The following is a 21307-nucleotide window of genomic DNA, read 5'->3' as shown; positions in this document are numbered from 1 at the left end:
GACCGGACTGTACCGCCGGTCGACCCGACAGAACGGCTGCTGTGGAGTATGAAGCACCTTGGGGGCAGGTGGCTCGAGACACTGACTGCGTCTCGTCACTGAGCGGAAGCTCCGGTTTCCGAACGACACCCAGTACTCGCTCGAGAAAGAAACAGCAGTTACGCAGCCCCCGCGGTGGGATTATTGACGTCACTCTCACCACCAAGTCGGTGTTGGATTCGAGCGAGCACGAGGTCTGCTCCGATGGCAAGCAAGGCACCAGGAATCGCTCCTGCGAGCACTTGTGGCATGTTGTACAGCTGAATCCCACCGACGACCCAGAGCCCAAGTCCGCCGCCACCAATGAAGAAGGCAAGGTAGGCAGTCCCGACGTTGAGAACGATGCTCGTTCGGATCCCTGCAAAGATCACGGGCAACGCGAGCGGAACCTGAATCTTGCGAAGGACTTCCCAATCGGTCATCCCCATCCCGCGTGCGGCTTCGACGGTGTCGTCACTGACGTTCTCGATCCCACTGATCGTGTTTGTAATGATCGGCAGTATCGCATATGCCCAGAGCCCGATCACAGAGGGCCAGAAACCAATCCCGATGAGCGGGAACACAAGTGCGATGATCGCGAGTGTCGGAATCGTCTGGGCGACGTTACCGACGCCGAGGACGACTCGCCGCGCTCGAGCGTTGCGAACAGCGAGTATCGAGGCGGGAATCGCGACGGCGATCGCCGCCAGTTCGGAAACGAGCACAAGCGCGAGATGTTGCTGGAGCAGCATCAGAAACTCATCGAAGTTGTCAACAAGGTACTCGAACCCAGCAATGATCTCACTCATTGTTGCACGCCTCTGTTACTCTGTCGTAAGTCTTCGTCGGACACCGTCCCAACCACTCGGTCGTCATCGACGACTGGCAGACGGCCATGGTCGCTTTCGACCAATCTCGAGAGCGCCGAGAGCGCAGTATCCGTTGGGGCAAGCGGTGCCACGGACTCCCCACCGTCGCTCTGTACCATTTCAGCGGCACTGTTCGCTCCACTGGTGGTTGCAAATCCGTCGGTCGTTGAACTCATTACGTCCTCAACGTTCGTTACTTTGAGCTTCTTCAATGGTCGGTCGGAGCCAATAAAGTCCTCGACGAACGCCGTCTTCGGGTCGTTCAAGATTGCCTGAGGTGTATCGTACTGGACGATTTCGCCGACGTCAAAGATCGCAATCCGATCTCCCATCTTCAGCGCCTCGTCGATGCTGTGTGTGACAAACAGGATAGTCGTATCCAGTTCCGACTGAATGTCAATGAACTCGTTTTGCAGGTTTTCACGCGTAATTGGGTCAAGTGCGCCGAATGGCTCGTCCATCAGGATGACGTCCGGGTCCGACGCGAACGCACGAGCGACGCCGACACGCTGTCGCTGTCCACCCGAAAGCTCCGTCGGATACTGATCACGATAGATTTCCGGTGGCAGGTCCATCAACTCGAGCAATTCGTCCACACGGGCGTCGATATCCGCTTCGTCCCAGTCGTTGAGCCGTGGAACAGTCGCGATATTATCAGCAACCGTCATGTGATCGAACAGCCCGATCTCCTGGATCACGTAGCCGGTCTCTCGTCGGAGTTCGATCGGGTCGAACTCGGAGATCGGATCCCCGTCGCGATAGACAGTCCCTTCGGTTGGGTCCTCGAGTCGGTTGACGAGCTTCATTGTCGTCGTCTTCCCACAGCCGGAGGGGCCGACGAGAACGGTCGTCGTCCCTCTCTCGACCGTAAAGGAAATCTCTTCAATCGCGACGGTACCGTCTTCGTACTGTTTCGTGACGTTTTCGAATGTGATCATGCTCTCACCCGCTGAATGAGCCGTGTAACCCGGGACGGCTCGATCTGTTCACCGTTTTTGAGTCGAAACACCTGTTCACTGACCTTGAAAGCGTAGTCGAATACGAGTGCGAGCCCTGACAGAATGATCGTTGCAACGACGATCATCGGAACGTTCGCACGCGCGATCCCGTCGAAGATGAAGGTCCCAAGCCCACCGGCACCAATGAACGCGCCGATGGCTGCGATTCCGATGAGGATCACGACCGAGTTACGCACTCCAGCCATGATCACTGGCAACGCCTTTGGAATCTGAACCTTCTGAAGTAGCTGCACCCGCGTCATACCCATCGCTCTGCCGGCCTCGAGTGCCGCCGGATCGATATCGGTCAGTCCCACGTACGTGTTGCGGATGACCGGCAGCTGCGAGTACAGGACGAGTGCGACGATGACCGGTTCGGCACCAATCCCGACGAACGGGATCAAGAGGCCGAACATTGCGATGCTTGGGATGGTCATCATCACCCCAGCGAGCCAGATGACAACCGTTGCGAGCCGGTCATCGAATGTGATGAGAATCCCGAGTCCAACGCCGATCGGCACGGCGAGCGCGATCGAAATCGTGATGATTTCTATGTGCTCGAGCGTCGCCACGATGAGCTGTGAGAGATTCTCGAGAATGAACTCCCAGTAAGCAGCAAGCTGGCCCGGTACGACTGGTGTCGGCGAGGTCATGATTAGATGAGGCCTTCGTCTTCGAGGAACTCGGATGCAACGTTCTGGGGATTGCGATCCTCGTTTGCGACCTCGTTGTTCATTTCACGGATGGTATCGGTGTCCAGTAACGGTGAGAGTTCGTTGAGGACGTCTTCAATTTCGGGGCTTTCTTCGAGTAACTCTTCGCGGACGAGTGGGGCAGCGTTGTATGCCGGGAAGAAATCCTCGTCGTCCTCGAAAACGTGAAGGTCGAACTGGAGGATCCGTGGATCGGTGTTAAAGCCCATCCCGATGTCTGCTTCTCCCTCCCCGACAACCTGATAGACGACCTCATCGTCGACAGTACTGGTGTTAGCAGCGAGGTCGTCGACAGCGTCGTCGTCGAAGTCGTAGTGTTCGACGAGCCCCGACCAGCCGTCGTCTCGCTCGCTGAACTCTGCGTTCATCACCTGGTCGAGGTCAGTGTTGCCATCGTTGACGTGTGCTGCGAGTTCGCTCAACGAATCGACCCCAGTCTCCTCGTGCCAATCCGGGTTCGCCGTCAACACATAGGTGTTGTCGAGTGGCGCATACTCGAGTACGGTAACCCCATGTTCCGCTTCGAACTCCTGTTTCACTTCTGTGTGAATCTCATCAGGGTCAGCGATTGGGTCGTCGTGTTGCGGTGGGAGTGTCAACCACGCGGTACCGGTGTACTCCCAGTAGAGGTCGATCTCCTCGCTGCGAAGCGCTTCGAAGTTCTGAGTGGTCCCACCGAGACCCGTCTCGTCGCTAATCTCGAGGTCAGTGTTCTCCGAGAGCGTCTCGTAAGCGAGGGATCCGAGTACTCGCTGTTCAGAGAACTGCTTCGAACCCACTTTCACACCGCTTCCACCACCGATTGTTCCCATACACCCTGCCAGACTCGAGAGGCCCACCGCCCCCGCCGCGGCCCCCGTCGTTCGCAATAGGTTCCGTCTCGAAGTGTGCCAAGTCATTGCATGCGTTGAAAGGGACGAAATACCATTAACGGTTGTCTCCAACTGCTCGTGGGGTTTATAATGATTGTTCACCGAGCACCAAAGGGATAGACAACGACCGGACACGAAGCATTGAGGAGAACCTTTTGAATCGTACTGCCGAAGACGGCCTTTCCCGCCGGACTCCGTTTGCGACTGTACAGGTAGATGCGATCTGCACCCTCACGTTCAGCGGCGGCAACGATCTCTCCTGCGGGTTCGTCGCCACCGTTGTACCCTCGAACCTGGACGTTGATTCCTGCGTCCTCGAAGACGTCGGTGGTGGCCGAAACGCCTCGTTTACGTGTCGCAAGTTCATCGAGCGTCAATGTTTCGTCAACCGGATAATCGAGGTTCGACCGTGTCGTCTCCGCCTCGCCGTCTTCGAAAAGGTGCATGACGACGGCCTCTGTCTCCGTTCCCGCTTCGGTCTCGACTGCGGCGGCAGCGACGTCTCTCGCCCAGCCTGTGTGACTCGTCACTGGCAGGAGGATTGTATCCATATCAACATCTCTGGGCTGGCCAGCGATAGTATCACGGGGGAACATCTCTGAGGGTTTTTGTTAGCGGTGTCTGAGAACAGCCGGCAGCGAAAGCGGACCAAGTGCGCGAGTGTGTCAAAAAGAAGCCGGTTGGGCAAGATGTGGGGGATCGTAACTCGTCGCCGTACTCATCGTCGACCTCCCGGAAACCCTCCATCCCGACATTGTTTATAATAGCCACTGAACGTCAGTGCGATCGGTGTGTAAACAGTTTCAACTGCTACTATAATGACCAATGCTCTGTGGTAGCTCCTGAGCGATCCTTGGAGCCTCCTTGGCTAGTTCCAGAGCGGCACGGTACCCCAGAAAGGCATCTTCCAGACGGAGGTTCCAGCTTCCAGTTTCGAGCTGATTCACCCTCTCGATCGCCGACTGTAACTGACGATCACCGCATTCCGCCGCGTGGACTGCCGCTGCGGAAAACAATTTCACCAGAGGATCGGCCATCGCGTCATCCGGGACCGACTCGAGGGCGTCAGTCGCGTTTCGTTTCATCTCGTCAATTTCCCCGATATCGGCGAATGACGCCTTTGTATCGTAACTGGCCGCAAACTCGGGACCGACGTCGGTTGCCACCGTCGCTAGCACCAGATCCCGAAGCCGTGTCACAGCCACCGATGCAGGATACTCATCACCGTAATCCGAAGGGGAACCGCTGAACAGCCCATTAGAGGCGAGTGTGCGTGACTTTCCTACGACACCGATGGTTTTGTAGCGCCATCGGATGTACTTGGGATCGAAGTCGTGGGTGACAGACGCCATTCGATTGGCGACCCTCTCCTCGAGGTCTCGGCTGAGAGCTTGCAGGCTGGCCTCCCGAGAGTCACCGTCGCCGCCGTCGGACAGGGAGACCGCCAAGTCACGGTATGCAGTTGCTCGCTCGATTACTTCCATTCTTCTCGAGGGGCTCTGACGCTCTGTGCCGGTGAGCGAACCTGTTGCCGAGCGAAGCGCAAGTTCTGCACCGTGATGTGAGACCATGAGGTGTGTCTCGGGCCCGATATCGTACGTGAGCGTCGTGTCATCAACGCGTTGTCGAATATCCGTTATTTCGGCCTCGACATCTGCTTCAGTCAAGTCGCCGGTTTCTCGGCGGGTCCAACTGAGTATACGTGCTGTGGCACCTCGTGCTGCAGAAAGATCGTACGCTGCTTCGATCGAAAATGCCGCCTCGGCGGCACGCTCGCGGAGGTCAAGAGCGTACGCGATGTGATCGTCATCCTCCGAAAGTCCGTGTTCTCGTGCACGTCGAACGAGTTCGTCGAGTCGTTTTCGCGAGTCCGCTAGGTACGCATCCGGGACGATGAGTGGCTCTGGCCCTTCTGGAAGCGGACGGTCCTGTATATCACGAAGCGTTCGGAGATCCGAATACCGAAAAATTCTACGTCGTTGAGTATAGCCAGCGACCCCACTTCCAAGGCCGATGACCGACCCGGTCACGAGAAGGCGGCGTCTACTGTAGGGCATTAGTTGCAATTGAAATTATATTCATATAAATAACACGACCGAACGACACCGTTTGATTGTGCTCTGACTTCGTCTCTCCAGAAGTGTTTTAGCTGTAGCAATTTCTCAGGAGAGAGACGTAGATCAGTTCGTGTCTGCCAGCTATCCGTCGCTCGCCGCAAGATTGAGATACGTCACGAGAAACTCGATGACGCGTCGCTCGGACTTTCGCAAGTGATTCGACGCCGTCGTCTTCGTGATCCCAATCTCGTCTGCAATCTCCTCGAGCGTTGTCTCCCGAGGGATCTCGTAGTAGCCCTGCTCGTAGGCGACGTTGAGTATCTCACGCTGGCGTGGGGGAAACGACGAGAGCAGTTCTTGCCAGCCCGCAGCACTCGGAAGGATCTGGCGGCTAAAATCCCGGGAAATCCGTTTGATTTGGACGTTACCGAAGTCATCGAGCACCTCAACTGCCTTCGATAGCTCATCACGATCGGAGAGGAGAAGATCGAAACACTCCCTGCCGTCCTCGAGCGTGGTGGGGCCAATCGGCAGATATCCCTCGTACAACAACGTCTGCAACGGGGTGAACTCGGTCAGCTGACCGCGGATAAACAGCGTCGCAGCCATCCGATCCCCGGGTGCGGGCGAGTACCGCTCGACCACTTCGACCGATTCGGTCATCGCATGGTCGCGGATCACCTCGAGTGAGGCCTCGAGGTCGTCCGTTTCAAGGGCCATGATCCCGATGTATTCCCGGTTGCGGAACGTCGAGGCTAAAAACTCCCCAAAGACGTCGTACTTTGCGAGTTCGTCAGTCCAATCGCCCTCGTATCGGACGCTTAGTTCCGCAGTCAGCATACTGCTAACAACTCATAGGGGATATAAATAGAATGTTGAAGTGTGATTGATATTCCATCGGGTGTCGAACAGAACGAGTCACGATAATTGCCCGACTCGAGTGTGTCAACGAGGTATATGATAGACGCGATAGAAATGTCGATTAGTCTATATATGTAGTCAGCAAGTCGACGTCAGCGAACGCGAACAGCTGCCGACGTTTCTCGAGGTGATCCGTTTCGGAGAGTGGTCGTTCTCGCCCACCGCGAGCGCGAGTGGGTGTCCCCCATTCGAACACGCCACGGTTCGTCTCGAGTCGGACCGTGCGGGCCAAGTCGGTAACAGCCGTACGCTCACAGGCATCGGACATTGGAACGAAAAAGTGGTTGGCGAGTCGGTTGACCGAGCGATCCGGCTTAGTCGTCGGCGGCGAGCTGGTCCTCGAAGGACTGCTTTGCGACGTCGAGGTCGTAGAAGTCGGCGGCGGTGCCACCGAGAATCTTGGCCTTTTGTTCCTCTGTCGCGCCGATACAGTCGACTTTGGTGAGCGCAACGGGGATGTTCGAGGAGTGTTCGGCAGCCATCATGATCCGGTCTGCACCGACGGCCTCGAGCGCCCGCTTGAGGTACATGTTCAACACGAGCGTGGTGTCGAGGTAGATATTGTCGTACCGTTCGGCCATGAAGATGGCTTCCTGGGCGAGCGTGTACGCTCCGCCCATGTGAGCGAAGACGATGTCCAGTTCGGGGTAGTCCTCGGCGACGGGCATGTACATCCCGGGAACCGAGAACGGCATGCCGTGTGGGCCGGTGTGAACCATCACGGGGACGTCGTTTTCGACACAGGCGTCGAAGACGTCGTAGGCGATGTCCGTGGTTGGATCGACACCCCATGCGAGCGTGTGGAGTTTGACGTACTTGAAATCGAGTTCCTGCACACAGCGGGTGATCTCCTCGTGGACGAACTCCGTCCCGAGGTGGGGGTTGACCGCCGCGGTTCCGAAGATGCGACCCTCGTGTTCTTGGCTCGCCTCGTAGATCTGATCGTGGGTTTCGGCGACCGACTTGTCGTTGTCACCGCCGAGTGGCTGGAGGATCGTCGCGTCGACGCCGTTCTCGTCCATCGCCTCGATAACCGAGTCGACGGTTTCGTTCCACTCGAACGTGCGATCTTTCTCTTCGTTCTCGTTACCGATATGGTGGTGTGCGTTGACGACCGGTGTGTCCGTCATTACACCCTGTGCTTTGGGGGATTCCAGTATCAGCGTTCACTGGGACACGTGGTAGGGTTCAAGTAGGGGTCCAAGATATCCCGTCGGTCACAACCCGATCAGATGGGTGGGCGTGTCCGTCAACGACCGCCGAACTGCCGTTTCGGACGCACCAGCGTCGGAGACAGCCGTCGCAAACTCCGCCAGACCGGGAACTGCCGGATTTCCGACCTGGCCGTAGTCGGTCGCCAGCACACAGTGGCTCGACCCCAGTCGCTCGAGCGCCTCAGCGACCCGATCAACAGTGTGCCCGGGTGTGCTCTCGACTGCGTACGCACAGTACTCCATTACTGCACCACGTTCAGCGAGAGACAGTTGCTGTTCGATCGAGAGGTCGGTAATCCGGAAAAACGGATGGTTGATCAGACACGTCGCCTCCCTCTCGGTGCAGGCGTCGACGACCGCCTCGATTTCGGTGGGTGAGATGTGTCCCGTTGCAAGCACTGCATCGTACTCGGCAACGAGGTCAATAATTCGTTGTACCGCCGTGGTTACACCCGACCCGTTCGTTACTTCGAGGTCTTCCGCTTCAGTGGGTACACGCTGTCCGACAAACACCGCTTCGCCGGCCGCCCGCGCTCTGGCAGCGTGGTTTCGCGCCCACGTGGTCGGCAGCCAAACGATCTTCGCGCCAAGTTCGAGTGCTGTCTCGACAGCCTCGGGATTGAGCCCGCCGACGCTCCCGTTGAGCGTGATTCCGCCGTGGAGGATCTGCTCGCCGAGCGCGCTGTTGACTGCGTCAACGCGCCCGACCGTCGGCACGACGTGACTCTTGACCACGACAGCGTCCAGTCCCGCTTCAAGGGCATCTCGAGCGAGCGCTGGATCGTCCTGCGCACGGTCGACCATCGCCGGTGCGGTGTGGACGTGGACGTCGATCGCGCCCTCGAGCCAGTCAGCCGTCATTCGATCACCTCCGCGAGCAACACCAGTGGATGGATCGTCTCCCGATCGAGATCGGCCAGTTGCTGGCTACACGATGCACCCGTCGTTGCCACGATATCTGGTTCAAGCGCGTCGATCTTCATGTTCAGATTCTCACCGAGTGACCGCGAGAGGTCGTAGTGTTCGCTCTCGTAACCGAAGGCTCCGGCCATCCCACAGCAGGTCGCATCGACGATGTCAACGTCGTAGCCCGCCCGCTCGAGCAAGGCGACCGGCGCGCGATCGAACCCCTTGGCCGTCGAGTGACAGTGCGTGTGGACCGCGACGTGATCGGTTCCTCCGGTGGATACGAGTTCGACGAGGTCGTCGCCGACTTCCTCGAGCAAAAACGCCGAGACGCTCGTAGCGGCGTTCGGGACGCCAGCGGCGTTTTCGAGTATGTCGTCGTACTCCCGCAACGCGCTGACACAGGAGGGTTCGCCGGAGAGAACCGGGACGTCCGTCTGAGTGTAGCCAGCGAGCGTCTCCGCGTTGTCTGCGGCGTCTTCACGGGCGTGATCGATCATTCCCTGAGAAAGCGCTGGTCGCCCACAACAGGATACGTCGGGAACGGAGACGGCATAGCCACAGCCCTCAAGCACCCTCACTGCTGCCCGTCCGACCTCCGGATGATTGTAAGCCATATAACAGTCAGGAAAGAGCACGACGCGGCCGCGCTCGCCAGCAGTGGAATGGGGGACGTGACCGTCGAACCACTCGAGGAACGACTCCGAGGCGAATGCGGGCAGTTCGCGACGCCGGTCGATACCGACAATGCGCTCGAGGATGTCCCGGCCCGATCCGATAGAGGCCAGTCGGTTCGAAATGGGGGCAAGTGCACTCCCGAGCCGGTTGAGCGTACGGACGTTCGCAAACACTCTCGAGCGAAGTGGAACGCCGTCTTGCTGATGTTTCTGATGCTTGAGTTCGGTCTTGAGCTTCGCCATGTCGACGCCGGTCGGACACTCAGTTTCGCAGGCCTTGCAGGCGAGACAGCGGTCGAGAACTTCCTCTGTAAACCAGTCGCTCGTGATGGCATCCTCGTCGAGACGGCCGTCGATAGCGGCTCGGAGTGCGTTCGCCCGACCACGCGTGCTCGTCACCTCCGTTTCTTCCGCTCGGTAGGACGGACACATCACACCACTGTCGGTCGTTCGGCACTTCGAACAGCCGTTGCACTGTTCGATGAGCGAGCCAATGCCATCCTCGTCGTCGAAATCGAGTGCCGTCTCGAGCGCATCGGGATCGTAGCCGTCGAAGCGAAGTCCGTCCTCAACACCAGCCAGTCGCCCCTCCGAGTCGGGAACGACCTTTGCCGGATTGAATACGTCGTTGGGATCCGCCGCACGCTTTAGCTCACAGAACGCTGCATACAGCGTCTCGCCGTACATCGCCTCGAGATATGCAGATCGGAGACGACCATCACCATGTTCGCCGCTCACACAGCCACCGAGATCGAGGACGACGTCGTGGACCGCCTCACTGACCGCCCGCAGCCGCTCGCGGTCCCGTTCAGTTTTGAGGTTCAGAAACGGCTTGACGTGTAACACACCCTGTCCTGCGTGTCCAAACACGCTCGCGTCCAGTTCGTACTCAATGAGGATCTCACGTACCCGCTCGAGGTACTCCGGGAGCTGTTCGGGCGGGATCGCAGCGTCTTCGATAAACGACGGGGCTTGCTCGTCACCGGGTCGACGGTTGAGAAGTGGATTCGACGCTTTCCGGATCTTCCAGAGTGTCTCCTGTTTCTCTTTGGAGCGTGCTCGTTCGACACCGAGAGTTGCGTTCGTCTCGGCGGCCTCGAGAGCTGTCTCGAGGGCGTCTTCGATCCGAACCGAATCGCCTTCGACCTCGAGGAGCAACGCCGCCCCCGCATCGGCTGGGACAAGGTCGAATCCCCAGGCGTCTCGAGCATATCCGAGGACGTCGGCATCGACGAGTTCGACCGCACTCGGATCTGCTGTGAGCGTCGATTCGACAGCAGCGGCCGCCTCGATCACGCCGTCGTAAAAGACCAGAGCCGCAGCCTTCCGCTCGGGCAGTTCCGTCAACTCGAGGGTGACCTCAGTGATGACACCGAGTGTTCCCTCACTGCCGACGATCAGCTTCGAGAGATCGAGCCACGAGCCGTCGGGAGCGACGCTTTCATCGAGGTCGTAGCCACTCGAGTTGCGCTCGACGTCGGGATAGCGCTCGTCGATCTCGGAGGTGTGATCGGACCCGATCGAGCGAAGGGTGCGAGCGAGATCACCGAGCCGATTCTCTCGGTCACAGACGGTTTCAAGACGATCGCCCTCGAGGTGTTCGAACCTCGAGACAGTGCCGTCTGCAAGGACACACTCGACCGATCGAACATTGTCACGGGTCGTTCCGTGTCGAACCGAGTGTGCTCCTGCGGCGTCGTTAGCGACCATGCCACCGATCGTGCAGGTGCTCGAGGTGCTCGGGTCTGGCGGGAAGTAGAACCCGTCGTCGGCCAGACGGTCGTTCAACTGGTCGAGAACCACGCCCGGCTGAACCGTCACCGTCTTTGCTTCGGAGTCAACCGAGACGATCTCGTCCATGTGCCGTTCACAGTCGAGGACGATCCCCTCACCGACAGCGTTACCGGTCAGACTGCTTCCCGCCCCCTTGGCGTGATGCTCACACCGTGTTCACGGGCGTATTCGACGACCCGACGGACATCCTCTCGTCCCGCGGGAAAGACCACTCCCGCGGGTTTGACCTCGTAGATACTGGCATCCGTCGCGTACAGCGTCCGCGTCGGCTCGCCGAAATCGGCCTCTCCCTCGAGCACGCCTTCAAGGGGGGTCGGTACTCGCAGGTCGCTCGTTGTGACACCCATTACCATTTGCTTGGAACTCCCACAGGTTAACCCTCGAGTCGTACAGACGGAACCCTTTTTGTCCCAGTGGAAGGTTAATCTCGAGACATGTCCGACCGAACGCTCATTCCCGGTCGAGACCAAGCGAGGGTATGGAACTTCCAGCGCGTCAGTCGAAACAAAACTTCTACAGAGATACAGCGAGAGTGCCTCGGGGCTCGACCCCGAGGTACTTCACGGGGTGAGCTGCCGTGAGTGATCATATCGCAGCCTGCCAGTTCGAGCCGGCTATCGGCGATATCGATGCGAACCTCGAGTCGATACGTGCTCTCGGTAGTGATCTTCGGACGGACGTCGCATTTGCCGTCTTTCCCGAACTCTGTGTCACCGGCTACGACCTCGAGACCGTTCCCGACCTCGCAGCGTCTGTCCCAGGCCCCATCACTGACTCACTTACCGAGATCGCAGGGAGTATCCAATCTCTGCTCGCCGTTGGTCTCCCCGAACGGGACGGCGATAACCTGTACAATACAACGGTCGTCGTCTCCGGAGATGGTGTCGAAGCAGCATACAGAAAACAGTATCCCTGGGGTGCAGAAGCCGAAGTATTCAGCTCGGGTGAGGGGCCAACGACCGTCGAGACACCTGTTGGAACCGTTGGTCTCTGTTGTTGTTACGATCTCAATTTTCCGGAAGTCGGACTTGAGTACGCCCAGCTTGGTTGTGACGTCCTCACCGTGAACGCGGCGTGGCGAACCTCGTATCTCTCTGACTGGCGACTCCTTTCACGTGCCCGTGCTCGAGACGGTCCGTTCTACGTCGTTGCCTCGAATCACATTGGAGATCAACACGGGCGCAGCCATGCTGGACACAGTCTCGTTGCCGGACCAGATGGACGGATTCGTTCAGAGGGAGATACGAAGAACGGTGTTGTCAGCGCACCTGTTACTGCGAGCGATCTCGAGCAAGCACACGAGCAAAACCCTGTCCGAGCGACGCGGTCATCCGATCAGGACTGATCCGTTCGGCTCTGATTTTATAATGGGGTTTTGTCAATTCATGATGATGAACGTCGCCGTGTTCTCGAGTAGAACGAGAGTCGAAGACTCAGTCGTCAGCGGCTGTGTTGGCGTCGATTGAGACCTCTATCTCGGCAGCTGCAGCCTTGTACTCGGGGATCTTCGCTCGTTCGTCGAGAACGTCGTTGGTGAGTCTGTTTGCGGAGGCGGCCGCGAAATGCGGCGTCGTCCAGACGACACCTTCTTTGATGTCTTCCGTGACTTGTGCTTCGACTGTGATCTCGCCGCGCCGTGATTTGAGTGTGACTTCGTCGCTGTCTTCGATCCCGTATCGCTCTGCATCTGCAGGGTTGACGTCGACGAAATTTTCGGGCGTCTGCCGGTTGAGCGTCGGTGATCGGGTGCTCATCGTGCCGGTGTTGTAGTGTTCCTCGAGCCGAGCCGTCGTCAAAATCAGTGGATACTCCTCATCTGGCGTCTCGGCTGGTGGCTGGTGGCGAACCCCCTCGATGTGTCCGAGACCGCTCTCAGTGTCGAACTCGTCTTCGTACAGGAACAGGTCTCCTTCGTCGCCGGGTTCATAACACGGCCAGTGGAGCCCCTCCTCGCCGAGGAGGTCGTAGGTCATCCCGTGATAGATGGGACAGACCTGCCGGAGTTCCTCGAACACCGCCTCGGGGTCCTCGAAGTCGAACAGCGCTTCCCCATCGTCGAACAGCCGTTTCCCGATCTCCGAGACGATCTCGAGGTCGTGTTTCGTGTTTTCGTGGACCTTCCCGACGCCACGCATGCGCTGGACGCGCCGGTCGGTGTTCGTGACAGTGCCACCGCGTTCGGCCCAACTCGTCGCCGGAAGGACGACGTCGGCGTACTTGGCTGTCTCGGTCATGAAGATGTCCTGTGCGACGATGAACTCGAGTTGCTGGATTCGTTCGGCGACTCGATTGGCGTCGGGCTCGGACATGACCGGGTTCTCCCCCATCACGTACAGCCCCTTGACTGACTCGCCGAACTCATGGGAGAGTTCGACGTTCGTCAGCCCCGGCTCGTCGGGCACCTCGAACCCCCAAACCTGTTCGACGCGCTCGCGAGCGGCATCGTCGTCGACCAGCTGATAGCCCGGGAGCACGTTCGGCATCGCACCGACATCACAGGTCCCCTGGACGTTGTTCTGGCCTCGAAGTGGATTCACACCCGTCCCGGGTCGACCGACGTTCCCCGTGATCAGCGCGAGGTTGATCTCGTTCTGGACGTTGTCGACACCACACCGATGTTGGCTCATCCCCATTCCGGTGAAGATGGCCGCGTTGTCGGCCGTGGCGTACTTCTCTGCGGCCAGTTCGATCTCCTCGAGTGGAACGCCACACTCCTCGGCGGCGGCCGCTTTATCGAAGTCTCGAAGGGACCGCTCGAGATGCTCGAAGCCTTCGGTTCGCTCCTCGATGAACGCTTCGTCGATCCAGTCATTCTCGAGTGCCGTCTTGATGACGACGTTCAACAGCGGGATGTCAGTTCCCGGGTTCAACTGGAGGTGTTGGTGGCGGTCAGTGTCGTCGATCTTGAACGACCGCGTCGTCTTGTTCGCGTGTGGGTCGACCTGAATAACGGTCGCACCGTCGAGCACTGCCTGCCGGAAGTACTGGCTGTTGGCGATGGGATGTTGCTCGCCAGGATTCGCACCCTGGATCCAGAAGACGTCCGCCTCGTCTCGAAGGTCCTCCATGCTGTTGGTCATCGCACCCGCGCCCAGACTCGTTCGCAGCGCCCAGACGGTCGACGCGTGACACATTCGCGTGCAGTTGTCGACGTTGTTCGTTCCGTAGCGGCGGGTCAGCTTCTGGAGAAGGTAGTTCTCCTCGTTCATCACCTTCGATGAGCCGTAAAACCCCATCGCGTCGGGCCCGTGCTCGTCTCGAATGCGGGCAAGTTCGTCGACAACGTACTCGTAGGCTTCCTCCCACGATGCGTCGCGGAACTCACCGTCCTCTTTGATCAGTGGGTTGGTCAACCGGTCCTCATGATCGACGACTTCCGTCGCTGCTCCACCTTTGATACAGACACGGCCCTCGTTTACTGGTGCATCACCCCACGGCATAAACCGGACGTCACTGGGCTCTTCACCAGGCTGTACCGTAATTCCGCACCCGACACCGCAGTACGGACAGATAGTTTTCACGGGATCTGGATTATCGCTGGACATGGGTCACATTCGGCTACGTTCGTAAGTCGCGCTACAGCGACTATCAACCTCCACATGTATGACTCTTTCTAGCACTGACCACCTCAGTTCAGCTGCCACGGTACGGTCTGCCGCACCGATGTCCCGCACGAGCACAGGAGGTGTTGCGGTCGCATCGGGACTGACAAACACAGCCCGTCGCTCATCGATCCACCGTCACACTCGCCCGCTCGAAAAGCGGTCGATGCCACCAGCGCGGCGACCAGGGGCAAAAGTTCTACTCGAACGCCCGTGAACAATCGAGTATCGTGGAGCTCACACGGACCATCATCGAGACGAAAGCTGAGGAATACCGGACACAAGAGCCACTGTACCTTGTCGAGCAAGAACAGATCGAGGGGCTACCGGGAGCGTTCGAAAGCGGCGAATTCGGGTGGCGTGATGCAGAGTGGGTCGTCAGATGGTACTATCGGCGCTCTCTCGGCGACGTTCCGAACGCAGAGCGTCGAGCAGCTGAAGACCGGTTCGGACAGAACGATTTTGAGATGGTCAAACGTGTTATCGGTGACGCGGCCACGGCATCCGACGTGTCCGAGCGAGTCTCCCGACTGACAACGTTGGAGGGCGTAGACGTTCCGGTCGCTTCCGCCTATCTGCTGTTTATCGATCCATCGTCGTTTATCGTCGTTGGCGAACGAGAACTGGCAGTTCTGGATGCCGCTGGACAGTTGCCTGAGGTCTATCCGGATACGCTCTCACTCGAGGCGTACGAAACGTACCTCGAACGCTGTCGATCGCTGGCCGACCACCTCGAGTGCGATATGTGGACGCTCTATCGCGCACTCTGGCGATTGGGGTCCGAACTCGATGATATTCAGCGCGTGCGAATTTTGTCGTCAAGCAACTAGCTGCCGGCAGCCGTTACTCCCATGCTTCCAGTTGCTCGCCGAGATCGTCGTGTAGTTGCTGTGCCTGTTCTTCCGTGAGATCGACGATCACATTTCGCCTGTATTCCGGCGGCTTCGACTCCGGATGTGGTCGGAAGTAGCCGTCAACCTCGATTCGTCGGTCGCCGTCGTGCTCGTGGACTCGCAGATCGATTCTGTCGTACTGCATGGTCCGTGGTACGGTTTCGAGTGACAAAATGGTTGGAGTGGCAAGGGCTCCGTCGTCGTTCGCCAGCAACACGTAGTGCAACCAAACAGTGTATCTCGTCTTGAGCGACAGTAAAACGGGACTTGGGCCAGAAACCGATGGGATCCACAATCCACCTTCACAAGGTGTGGTAACGATACTAGTGTTACATGCATGCATGTGCTTACGGTAGAGGTTGTTAATCATCTCGAGACATTCTATAGATTCGTTACTCCCAGTCTATTTCGGCACCGCGAGGCTTTTGCTGTATCCAGCCAACTAGCGTGCGTGACAGCTTTCGACGCCGTTTTATTCGACCTCGATGGAACACTTTGTCATCGAAACCAGGACACTGATGCGATCTACGCGAACGCGTTCGAGCAGGTCGGCGAAGAGCCGTTTGGCGAGCCCACTGCACTCTGGGCAGCGCTCGATGGATCGGCAGACCACGACGACTGGCTTGGCTACATCGGTGCTGGGTTTGCCCGTCTCGCCGCACAACACGGCCGGACGGATGTCGATCCGCTTGCGCTTGCGGAGGCACTCAATGGGTTCGTCGACGACAGCGCGGTGACCCTGTTGCCGGGTGCAGAGCATGCACTCGAGAGTGCGGCCGAAATTGGGCCTGTGGGAATGGTCACGAACGGTCCAAAAGACCGCCAGCAGGCGAAACTCGAGGCACTCAACATAGTGCACCAATTTGACGTGATCGTCTACGGCGCAGAACTATCGCGAAGAAAGCCACACACAGTCCCGTTCGAACGCTCGCTCGCCGAACTCGACCTGGTGCCAACGCAGGTGTTGTACGTTGGTAACTCACTCGAGTACGATGTTGCAGGCGCACAGAACGCCGGACTGTCGGCCGCGTGGCTCCGCGGGACGGACGACGACGCCGGGGCGTACGACCCGGAGTACGTGCTTGACTCACTGTCGGACCTTCCAGACGTGCTGAACGAAAAGCGATGACTGAGGAGCTGTTGGGAAAGGCGTTCGAAGATGACAAACGGCGAGCTGGCGCTGCTGTTGCCCTCACAGCTCTTGCCGAGTCAGTCACGGAAATAGTGCAAATACACCGTGGAAACCGAAAACAAACGGCAGTTGCCAGATTTGCACAGCGAGATCCAGTAGTAGTACAGGTGAGCGACGAGGCGACGTGGTTACAAACCGAGGCGACACTGCTCACTGAGATACGAAACCGAACCAGCGTTCCGGTACCGCCTGTACTCACTTCGGGCTGTCACGATGACGTGGCGTACATGCTCACGGCGTACATCGACGGTGCTGACCTCCACGAGCGGTTCACTGTATTCGACTCGGCGATACAACGCGAGCTTGCCCAGTCGTTCGGAACGTCTCTCGCCCACCTCCACGAAGCGTTCCAGTTCGATGGGTACGGCACGCTCGAGACAACGAGTAAAACGCTCACCCCACGACGCGACGACTGGGAAGCGTGGTTTCGCGAGTATGGACACCGAGCTGTCAGGCGGCTCCCACCGGTGTTCGATCCGCTCCGGTCCGAACTGCGAGAGCTGATTGCCGATTCGCCCGTCGAGTCGGCACCTCCTGCACGGCTGTATCCGTGGGATTTCCGCCCTGGGAACGCACTCGTTGCTGACAAAAGTATAGCGGCGATCGTGGACTGGGAGGCTCCACTGGCCGCCCCAGCGTCACTGTCGGTGGCAAAAGCCGAGTATCTCATCGCAGACTGGTACGTTCCGGAGCCAGAACCGCTTCGAGACGCTTTCAAGACGGGATACGAGAGCGTCAGACCATATCCATCAGTTCCGACAGCATACCATGTGGCTGCAATCGCGGACAGTGCAGTCGATTCGACAGGCACCGTAACCAACCCGCAGTATCCGGAACTCGAACACCACGATGCAGTCGCGTTCCATCGCCGGGCACTCGAGGCCGCAGTCGAAAACGATCCGCCCTCGAGTGTCAAGCCGAACAGCCAGGATACAGGACGACCGTGAGCCGCTCGTTCGACAGGGACCACGGGCTGTGTGCCTCGAGGTGTCACCGAGTGGCCCAGCGCATCGAAGTGCTAACTGATATCTCCATATACAACACACCCAAATGACATATTAGCGTAAATGAGGTTTATGCGATTTAGAGTATCGCTCCGTGGATAGTATGACGCGACCGACCATATCGTGGTAGACACTCTACGTTAGTTCGATGAGCAGCTGTCCGACATCGGATGCCAAGAACTCACGTAGTTAATCAATACAATTTGATGTAGCAGAATTATTTAAATACAGACTGTAACAATACTATTTCGAGTTGAAGAGTGTTCGAATAGGCATCTAGAGACACATAACTCACAGAGTAGTTGCACAATCATCTTCTCTCCCAAACAGTTTCGTCGCCAAGACCAAGAACAGTGAAACCGTAGCTCCGATTGTTCGGTTCCCAGAACTGTCTGCTCGAGCGAAGATCACTCAAACGATTCTGTACTGCACTCTCTTGATCGCATCCGAGCAATCGTGGCAGCGGTTGTGAAGACCCCGAGAGCGACACAGAAATCGAATCGGTAGACCTACACACTTGGATTCACAACCGCCAATAATGCGACTTGCACGGATCAAAACTTCCGATGGAACGGTTACGGGACGGTACGAGAACGGCGTCGTCCACACGGACGAGGAGAGCTACGAAGTCGGTGTCGACGGAGAGCTGCGTCCGCCTTGTGAGCCCACAGCACTGTACTGCGTCGGCCGCAACTACGCAGAAACGTTAGATCAAATGGAGTACGAACGGCCCGAAGAGCCCGACTTTTTTATCAAACCGCCCGCTTCCCTGGTGAGCCACGACACACCGATTGCCTATCCAGAGTTTACGAGTGAACTGACCTACGCTGGTGAACTCGCGGCGGTCATCGACGAAACATGCCATGACGTTCCAGAGAGCGAAGTCCCCGAAATCGTCCGCGGGTACACGATTATGAACGACGTGGACGCTCTTGACCAACAGGGACGAACTGCACGAAAGGCCTTCGACGGTTCAGGCCCGCTCGGTCCGTGGATTGAGACAGATATCGACCCGACTGGAATCGACATGTGGACCGACGTGAGCGACGAACGACGACAGGAAGCGAACACGGAGCTGATGCTGTTCGATCCGTACGAGATTATCTCCTATCTCTCCAAACGGTTTACGTTCCAGCCAGGGGATGTCGTCGCGTTCGGCAGTCCTGCAAATCCTGGCCTCGTTGAACCCGGAGACACCGTCGAGATTACGTATGAGGGAGTTGGAACCCTTCGGAATCAGGTCGTCGACAGTAGCGAGAAGGACTAGCGTGATACTACTGACCGCATTCAAGATGAGTAGCGTGGGATAGTCAACTTTCATAGAATTTTGAGGATTTGTGTTAAAAGTCTATAATTTTATAACTATATCTATTGCTAGTGCCAAAATGTGACTGATTGCACAACAGATATACAATAGGTGTGTGTTCCAGTTTAGTTCCAACACACTCGAGTTTTCTTTAACTTATTAGACGGTTCTATTAGATAAATAGATGATGAATTTGTGTATTGCGTGCTGAAATGTTCATCATCATATTTATTAATAACATTATAATACATGTGGGTGAGGTGTTCGCAATGACCACTATTTCAGCCATATCATCCGAGTCGAATCCGTGTACAGAGCGGAAAGTCACTAGTCGGACCGGGCCAACGGAGGTCAGCTGCAGATGGTAGTCGAGATCCTTGCTGCAGCGTTGCCATTGTTAATCGTCGCTGTGCTGATCGTCGGATTTCTATGGCCGGCAACGTATGCGATGCCGATTGCGTGGGTCGCCGCTCTCGCTATCGGATTTACCATGTGGAATAACCCCCCTGAGTATCTCGCAGCTGCGTCAATAGTTGGGATGATGACAGCCCTCGAGATCCTGTGGATCGTTTTCGGAGCGCTCATTTTGCTTTACACGCTGATGCAGGCTGGCGCGTTCGATCGGATCAACAGAGGATTCACGGCAATCTCAGATGACCGTCGCGTTCAGATCGTCCTGCTTGGCTTTTTGCTCGCGACGTTCATCGAGGGTGCTGCCGGCTTCGGGACCCCTGCCGCGGTCGTTGCACCACTGTTGCTCGCACTCGGGTTCCCAGCACTTGCAGCGGTGCTTGCGGCGTTGATCGGACATATCATTGCCGTAACGTACGGGGCGGTAGGGACACCGATCATCGTCGGTATTCGAGACCCGCTCTCGAGCGTTTCGTTCACAGAAGAGGCGATCCAAGCCGAGGGACTGACCGTCGCTGAGTACTCGGTCCAGGTCGCAGCGTGGGCAGCGACCTACCACGCGCTGGTCGGGTTCGTCATGCCACTGTTCGCAGTTGGGATGGTCGTCTACTTCTTCAGTCCGAAAGGCGAACGCTCGCTCAAGCCGGCACTGGATGTCTGGCCGCTCTGTCTGTTTGCAGGAATCGCCTTTGCAGTCCCGTACTGGCTCTCGGCGTGGTTCCTGACGGCCGAATTCCCGTCGCTGATCGGATCGATGGTCGGGACTGCGATCGTCGTGTCTGCGCTCAAAGCGGGATACTTCCTTCCCGACGAAGAGTGGGACTTCCCGCCGCGAGAGGAGTGGCCCAGCCACTGGGTCGGCACGATCGAGCCAGGCCAGAACGGTGCTGGGAAGACGGCCGCGACGAACGGTGGGCAAGCGATGTCGCTGTTCAAAGCGTGGTCGCCGTATCTCTTCCTCGTCGTGTTACTGGTGCTTACTCGTGTGATCGAGCCCATCACGGAGTTCTTCAACAGTTCGCTGTTCGTTATCGAGTGGTCGAACATCCTAGGGACGCCACACGACGCAGCGATCGCATGGGGACACGCTCCTGGCCTGTGGTTGCTCGTGAGCGCAGTCGTTGCGATTCCGCTCTTCGGCATGAACACGGACCAGGTTAGCAAAGCGTGGCGGGAAGCCGGTGAGAAACTCATCTCGCCTCTGATCGCGCTCGTGTTCGTGATCGCAATGGTGCAAGTGATGCTCCTCTCCGGCGCGCCAGACAGTGCACCGGCGGTCGGAAGCATGATCGAGGTGCTCGCGGTTGCAACCGCGGACATCTTCGGGCCGGCTTATCCCGCTATCGCGGCGTTGATCGGTGCACTCGCCGCAGCAATGACCGGGTCGAACACCGCGTCGAACATCACGTTCGGTGCGTTCCAGTTCGAAGCAGCATCGGAGCTCGGTTTCCCCACACAGATCATCGTCGGCGCACAGGCCGTTGGTGGTGCGATCGGGAACCTCGTTGCGATCCATAACATCATCGCGGCACTGGCGACCGTCGGCCTCGTGGGTCAGGAAGGACGGATTATTCGACTGAACTTGATCCCGCTGGTCTACTACGCGGTGTTTGTCGGCTTCTGGGCCATGCTGTTCGTCTACGTCATGCCCGACGTGATGCCGGCGGTGTTCGACGTGTTTTAAGCGACTAGCACGGCTCTGTAACAGGATCTGTTTTTTGCCAATTGCTGTGCACCGAGTCCGGCGTCACCTCGAGAGCGTCGACAATGCCGACGCATCACTCGAGGTGGTTGTACAACTGAAACGAGTTCCACACCCAGTACACGTCGGCTCTACGATGGAGTGTGAACTGCCAGTCA

Annotated in this window: 19 protein-coding genes; 6 read left to right on the top strand and 13 right to left on the bottom strand. The window is 57.9% G+C overall.

Annotated features, from left to right (window positions below; genetic code table 11):
* Positions 1-158 precede the first annotated feature (158 nt).
* From DV706_RS17880 to DV706_RS17830, 11 genes are all read right to left on the bottom strand, one after another.
* Positions 159-827 (bottom strand): ABC transporter permease, encoded by a 669-nt coding sequence (locus DV706_RS17880; RefSeq protein ID WP_006066917.1) that lies wholly within the window; start codon positions 825-827, stop codon positions 159-161.
* Positions 824-1825, bottom strand: a complete 1002-nt coding sequence (locus tag DV706_RS17875) for an ABC transporter ATP-binding protein (protein WP_006066918.1) — start codon at positions 1823-1825, stop codon at positions 824-826. Before DV706_RS17875 ends, DV706_RS17880 begins: the two co-directional genes overlap by 4 nt.
* Complete coding sequence (locus DV706_RS17870) at positions 1822-2538, bottom strand: ABC transporter permease (RefSeq protein ID WP_006066919.1); 717 nt, start codon at positions 2536-2538, stop codon at positions 1822-1824. The genes DV706_RS17875 and DV706_RS17870 overlap by 4 nt, the downstream gene beginning before the upstream one ends.
* Positions 2539-2540: 2 nt before the next feature.
* Positions 2541-3497 carry a glycine betaine ABC transporter substrate-binding protein gene (locus tag DV706_RS17865; RefSeq protein WP_083902052.1) on the bottom strand — a complete coding sequence of 319 codons (957 nt, stop codon included), beginning with the start codon at positions 3495-3497 and terminating at the stop codon, positions 2541-2543.
* A 71-nt stretch (positions 3498-3568) separates the two neighbouring features.
* Positions 3569-4021, bottom strand: a complete 453-nt coding sequence (locus DV706_RS17860; RefSeq protein WP_006066921.1) for a universal stress protein — start codon at positions 4019-4021, stop codon at positions 3569-3571.
* A gap of 252 nt (positions 4022-4273) precedes the next feature.
* Positions 4274-5137, bottom strand: coding sequence for a hypothetical protein (locus DV706_RS17855; protein WP_136350952.1), 864 nt, complete (start codon positions 5135-5137; stop codon positions 4274-4276).
* A 531-nt stretch (positions 5138-5668) separates the two neighbouring features.
* On the bottom strand, positions 5669-6367 hold the full coding sequence (locus tag DV706_RS17850) for a helix-turn-helix domain-containing protein (protein WP_006066923.1): 699 nt from the start codon (positions 6365-6367) through the stop codon (positions 5669-5671).
* 395 nt (positions 6368-6762) lie between these two features.
* Positions 6763-7578, bottom strand: a complete 816-nt coding sequence (locus tag DV706_RS17845) for an amidohydrolase family protein (RefSeq protein ID WP_006066925.1) — start codon at positions 7576-7578, stop codon at positions 6763-6765.
* Between the two features lie 87 nt (positions 7579-7665).
* Positions 7666-8523 (bottom strand): DUF6282 family protein, encoded by an 858-nt coding sequence (locus tag DV706_RS17840; RefSeq protein ID WP_006066926.1) that lies wholly within the window; start codon positions 8521-8523, stop codon positions 7666-7668.
* Complete coding sequence (locus DV706_RS17835; protein ID WP_240756920.1) at positions 8520-11129, bottom strand: FAD-binding and (Fe-S)-binding domain-containing protein; 2610 nt, start codon at positions 11127-11129, stop codon at positions 8520-8522. Before DV706_RS17835 ends, DV706_RS17840 begins: the two co-directional genes overlap by 4 nt.
* A gap of 23 nt (positions 11130-11152) precedes the next feature.
* Positions 11153-11386: an FAD-binding protein gene (locus DV706_RS17830; RefSeq protein ID WP_136350950.1), complete on the bottom strand. Its 234-nt coding sequence runs from the start codon at positions 11384-11386 to the stop codon at positions 11153-11155.
* Between the two features lie 230 nt (positions 11387-11616).
* Here DV706_RS17830 and DV706_RS17825 point away from each other — a divergent pair, with 230 nt between their 5' ends.
* The gene (locus DV706_RS17825; RefSeq protein WP_006066929.1) at positions 11617-12384 is read left to right on the top strand and encodes a carbon-nitrogen hydrolase family protein; all 768 of its coding nucleotides are present in this window, start codon (positions 11617-11619) and stop codon (positions 12382-12384) included.
* A gap of 88 nt (positions 12385-12472) precedes the next feature.
* Here the strand turns inward: DV706_RS17825 and fdhF are convergent, their stop codons facing one another.
* The gene (gene fdhF / locus DV706_RS17820) at positions 12473-14584 is read right to left on the bottom strand and encodes a formate dehydrogenase subunit alpha (RefSeq protein ID WP_136350949.1); all 2112 of its coding nucleotides are present in this window, start codon (positions 14582-14584) and stop codon (positions 12473-12475) included.
* A 287-nt stretch (positions 14585-14871) separates the two neighbouring features.
* Here fdhF and DV706_RS17815 point away from each other — a divergent pair, with 287 nt between their 5' ends.
* A complete protein-coding gene (locus tag DV706_RS17815; RefSeq protein ID WP_006066930.1) occupies positions 14872-15471 on the top strand; it encodes a hypothetical protein in 600 nt (199 codons plus the stop codon).
* Positions 15472-15484: 13 nt separating this feature from the next.
* Here DV706_RS17815 and DV706_RS17810 read toward each other — a convergent pair whose 3' ends face one another.
* The gene (locus DV706_RS17810) at positions 15485-15679 is read right to left on the bottom strand and encodes a hypothetical protein (RefSeq protein ID WP_006066931.1); all 195 of its coding nucleotides are present in this window, start codon (positions 15677-15679) and stop codon (positions 15485-15487) included.
* A gap of 306 nt (positions 15680-15985) precedes the next feature.
* On the opposite strand from DV706_RS17810, the gene DV706_RS17805 reads away from it, so the two are divergent.
* From DV706_RS17805 to DV706_RS17790, 4 genes are all read left to right on the top strand, one after another.
* Positions 15986-16663 carry an HAD family hydrolase gene (locus DV706_RS17805; protein WP_006066932.1) on the top strand — a complete coding sequence of 226 codons (678 nt, stop codon included), beginning with the start codon at positions 15986-15988 and terminating at the stop codon, positions 16661-16663.
* The gene (locus DV706_RS17800) at positions 16660-17673 is read left to right on the top strand and encodes a phosphotransferase family protein (RefSeq protein WP_083902055.1); all 1014 of its coding nucleotides are present in this window, start codon (positions 16660-16662) and stop codon (positions 17671-17673) included. Before DV706_RS17805 ends, DV706_RS17800 begins: the two co-directional genes overlap by 4 nt.
* 595 nt (positions 17674-18268) lie before the next feature.
* Positions 18269-18997 carry a fumarylacetoacetate hydrolase family protein gene (locus tag DV706_RS17795; protein ID WP_006066934.1) on the top strand — a complete coding sequence of 243 codons (729 nt, stop codon included), beginning with the start codon at positions 18269-18271 and terminating at the stop codon, positions 18995-18997.
* A gap of 400 nt (positions 18998-19397) precedes the next feature.
* Positions 19398-21131 carry an L-lactate permease gene (locus DV706_RS17790; protein WP_049889873.1) on the top strand — a complete coding sequence of 578 codons (1734 nt, stop codon included), beginning with the start codon at positions 19398-19400 and terminating at the stop codon, positions 21129-21131.
* Positions 21132-21307 lie beyond the last annotated feature (176 nt).

Source organism: Natronorubrum bangense (assembly GCF_004799645.1).
In the GTDB taxonomy this organism is placed as follows: domain Archaea; phylum Halobacteriota; class Halobacteria; order Halobacteriales; family Natrialbaceae; genus Natronorubrum; species Natronorubrum bangense.
Note: the sequence above shows the minus strand (reverse complement) of the source record. Positions and strands in the feature narration are given on the sequence as shown.